The 3,516-nt window shown below is 71.4% G+C and carries 3 protein-coding genes; 2 read left to right on the forward strand and 1 reads right to left on the reverse strand.

Translation table 11 applies throughout. From position 1 onward, the window contains the following. Together ACIRDX_RS21745 and ACIRDX_RS21750 are read left to right on the forward strand one after the other, a co-directional pair. Positions 1–707, forward strand: a 707-nt coding sequence (locus tag ACIRDX_RS21745) for a dihydrodipicolinate synthase family protein (RefSeq protein WP_396627518.1), incomplete at its 5' end; no start/stop codon positions are given. Next, on the forward strand, positions 704–2,431 hold the full coding sequence (locus ACIRDX_RS21750; RefSeq protein ID WP_396627519.1) for an amidohydrolase: 1,728 nt from the start codon (positions 704–706) through the stop codon (positions 2,429–2,431). The genes ACIRDX_RS21745 and ACIRDX_RS21750, both read left to right, overlap by 4 nt. 109 nt (positions 2,432–2,540) lie before the next feature. Here the strand turns inward: ACIRDX_RS21750 and ACIRDX_RS21755 are convergent, their stop codons facing one another. Continuing rightward, on the reverse strand, positions 2,541–3,497 hold the full coding sequence (locus tag ACIRDX_RS21755; protein ID WP_396627520.1) for a hypothetical protein: 957 nt from the start codon (positions 3,495–3,497) through the stop codon (positions 2,541–2,543). Between the last annotated feature and the right edge of the window lie 19 nt (positions 3,498–3,516).

Genomic DNA, 3,516 nt, shown 5'->3' on the forward strand with positions numbered 1-3,516 from the left:
GCTATCACGCGGGGCTGTTGAGCCTCGCCGCCCTCTCGACTGCCGACGACGACGCGCTCGTCGCGCACTGCGAGGCCGTGGCGGCGCGGATCCCGGTGGTGGGCTTCTACCTGCAGCCCTCGGTCGGCGGCCGGCGCCTGCCGTACTCGTTCTGGCGACGATTCGCCGAGATCCCGAACGTCGTCGCCATCAAGATGGCGCCGTTCAACCGGTACCAGACGCTCGACGTGGTGCGCGCCGTGATGGACGCGGGGCGCGATGACATCGCCCTCTACACCGGCAACGACGACAACATCGTCGCCGACCTCGTCACGGCGTTCCCCGGCGGGGGCGGGCGCGTACGTCGCGTGTGTGGCGGCCTCCTCGGCCACTGGGCCGTGTGGACGTCTGGCGCCGTGCGCCTGCTCGCGCAGTGCCAGGCCGCGGCGGCGGCGCCTGCGGTACCGGCGGCGCTGTTGGCGACCGGGGTCGAGGTGACCGATGCCAACGCGGCCTTCTTCGACGCGGCCAACGGCTTTGCCGGCTGCATCGCCGGCATCCACGAGGTGCTGCGTCGGCAAGGATTGCTCGAGACGATCCGCTGCCTCGACGCGCACGAGGTGCTGAGCCCGGGCCAGGTCGAGGAGATCGACCGCGTGTACCGCGCCTATCCCCACCTGGCCGACGACGCGTTCGTCGCCGAGCATCTGGACACCTGGCTGGCATGACGGCCAGGGTGCTGCTGGGACTGGTGCTCGGGGCCGCGCTCGCCGGTGGCGCGCTCGCGCCACTCACGGCCCAGCGTGTCCCGGGTGTCGCGGACCTCGTGGTGGTCAACGGCACGATCCTGACGATGGACCGCGCCGACACGAGGGCGCAGGCCCTCGCGATCCGCGACGGGCGGATCGTGGAGGTCGGCAGCAACGACGTGGTGCGTGCGTGGGCCGGACCGTCGACCCGGGTCGTCGACGCACGCGGACGTACCGTCATCCCGGGCCTGATCGACAGTCACGTCCACGCGCTGGGCGCGGCGCCCGTCGAGGCCGTCCGTCCGTTCCGCACGCTGGCGTCGGTCGGCGAACTGCAGGAGTGGCTGCGCGACGAGGCGCGGCGATCGCCGGGGCCGGGCTGGATCTGGAGCCCGCGCGTCTATCCGACACGCCTGAAGGAAGGTCGCTTCCCGACGCGCGCGGAACTCGACGCCGCGGTGCCCGATCGTCCGGCGGTGGCCGATGGGGCGTACGCCTTCGTGCTGAACTCGGCGGCGTTGCGCGCGGCCGGCATCACCGCAGACGCGCCGGATCCGGTGGGAGCGCAGATCGTGCGCGATTCCCGAGGCGAACCCACCGGACTCCTGCGCAACGCGCGCGCCGCGCTCGCACGCTACCTGCCGGCGCCGACCGCAGGACTGCCGCTGGAGCAGATCGAGGCCCTGCACCGTGTGTACCTGGAGTCGGGGATCACCAGCGTGGTCGAGCGCGGGGCCTCCGTGGACGGGTATCGCGCCTACGAGGCGCTGAAGGCGAGCGGGCGCCTTCACGTGCGGGCCACCGTCACGCTGATGCTGCCGGCAGGGATACAGGCTGCCGACGCGGTCCGCGTCATCGAGGCGTTGCCGCTGAAGCCGGGCCAGGGCGACGAGCGCCTGAAGGTCGGGCCGCTGAAGCTCACCGTCGACGGTGGGATCCTGCTCGGCACCTCGTTCATGCGCGAGCCGTACGGCCCGCAGTCGCGTGCGCTCTACGGCGTGCAGGGGGATCGCTACCGCGGGTTCCTGTCGGTGCCGCCCGAGGTCATTCACGCGGTGATGGCGGCCGGCCACGCGCGCGGGTGGCAGATGAGCGCCCACGTGACCGGGGATGCGGGCGTGGACGTGGTGCTCGACGCGTTCGAGGCGGCGCAGCGGGCGCATCCGCGACCCGATGCCAGACACACGCTGATCCATGCGTACTTCCCGACGCCCGAGGTCGCCCGGCGCACTGCGGCGCTGGGGGTGCTGGTCGACACGCAGCCCGCGTGGTTCTACAAGGACGCCGACGCGTTGATCGCGGCACTCGGCGCGCCGAGGCTCGAAAGATTCATCGGCGTGAAGACGTGGCGCGACGCCGGCGTGCGCGTGGCCCTCAACACGGACCACATGTTCGGCGCCGATCGCGACACCGCCATGAATCCGTTCAATCCGTTCCTGACGATCGCCACGGCGGTGACGCGCCGCACCGAGTCGGGACGCGTGCTCGGTCCGTCGGAGGCCGTCACGCGGCTCGAGGCCCTGCGCATGATGACGATCGATGCGGCCGCGATGAGTTTCGACGAGGCGAACCGTGGGTCGATCGAAGTCGGCAAGCTCGGCGACGTCGCCATCCTGTCCGACGACCTGATCGCCTGCCCTGAGGACCGCATCCGCCACATCAGGTCAGATGTGACCATCGTTGGCGGCATCGTGGTGAGGTAGAAATGCCGCGATGCTGCGATGCCGCGGGGCCGGAATGACGGGAAGGTAGGGCGCGGTCTCCGACCGCGCCGCTGCGAATAGCGGCCGGGTGGGACACCCGGCCCTACCCCTAGCGAAACGCGGCTGGAATCGCCGCCAGCAGGCCTTCGCGCATGGCCCACGCCAGCGCCAGGCCGGCGCCGAGCAGCAGGACGCCGAAGATGGCGACGGCCGCGACCGAACTCGGCAGGGCACTGGCGCGTGCCGTGAGCTGTGTCGCCGGCCCGATCGCCACGGTCACGCGCGCCGCGGCGAGCCCACCGGGCCCAGGGACGATCGCCTGCAGTTCCGGCGACCAATGGCCAGCCACCGAGATCTCCTGGCCGATCGGCACCACGCCCTCGTCCATCTGCAGCGTGGCGGGATCAGCCGTGGTGTCCTGGCGTCCCCAGTCGAGTCGCACGCCCTGTCGCTGCGGCTCGACGTAGGCCCGCGACATGTCGGTGAACGTGCCGGCCATCTCGGACATGGCCAGGGGCTGGAAGGTCGTGGCCTTCACCCAGGCGACGGCATTGGCCTGCACGTCGGGGGGCCGTGCCATGTTGCGACGCAGGTCGAGCAGTTCGGGTTGGGCGAGTACGCGGATTGCCCGCCCCGAGGCCTCGACGATGAAGGGTTGCGTCGCGAGTCCGAGCCAGATGACCGAGATGCCGCGTCGCGCGCCGAACGGCGCCTTGACTCGGCGGTACAGCCGGTATTCGTAGGCCACGCACGGGGTGCCGGTCAGTGGTGACCGGAACGGTGCGCCGTCCGCGGGCCGCGCCCGGCCGGTCACGATCATCGGGCCGCCGTCCCGTGGTGGCTCGCCGGTCGTCGCGCGCGACAGGATGGCGGCGCGCGACTGGTCGCCCTGGCCGTAGCCGCGTGCGAGTTGCAGGAAGTTCGACACGCCGAGCACGAGCAGGGTCGACGCCAGCAACGACGCCCACGGGCGGAACAGCTCGTCGACGTTCGAACCGAAGGCGCGCTCGAGGCCGACCGTCAGTCCTGCGACGACGGCGAGGTGGGCAAGGCAGCCGATGACCATAACGCTTAACGCTTAACGA

Source organism: Luteitalea sp. (genome assembly GCF_044337415.1).
In the GTDB taxonomy this organism is placed as follows: Bacteria; Acidobacteriota; Vicinamibacteria; order Vicinamibacterales; family Vicinamibacteraceae; genus Luteitalea.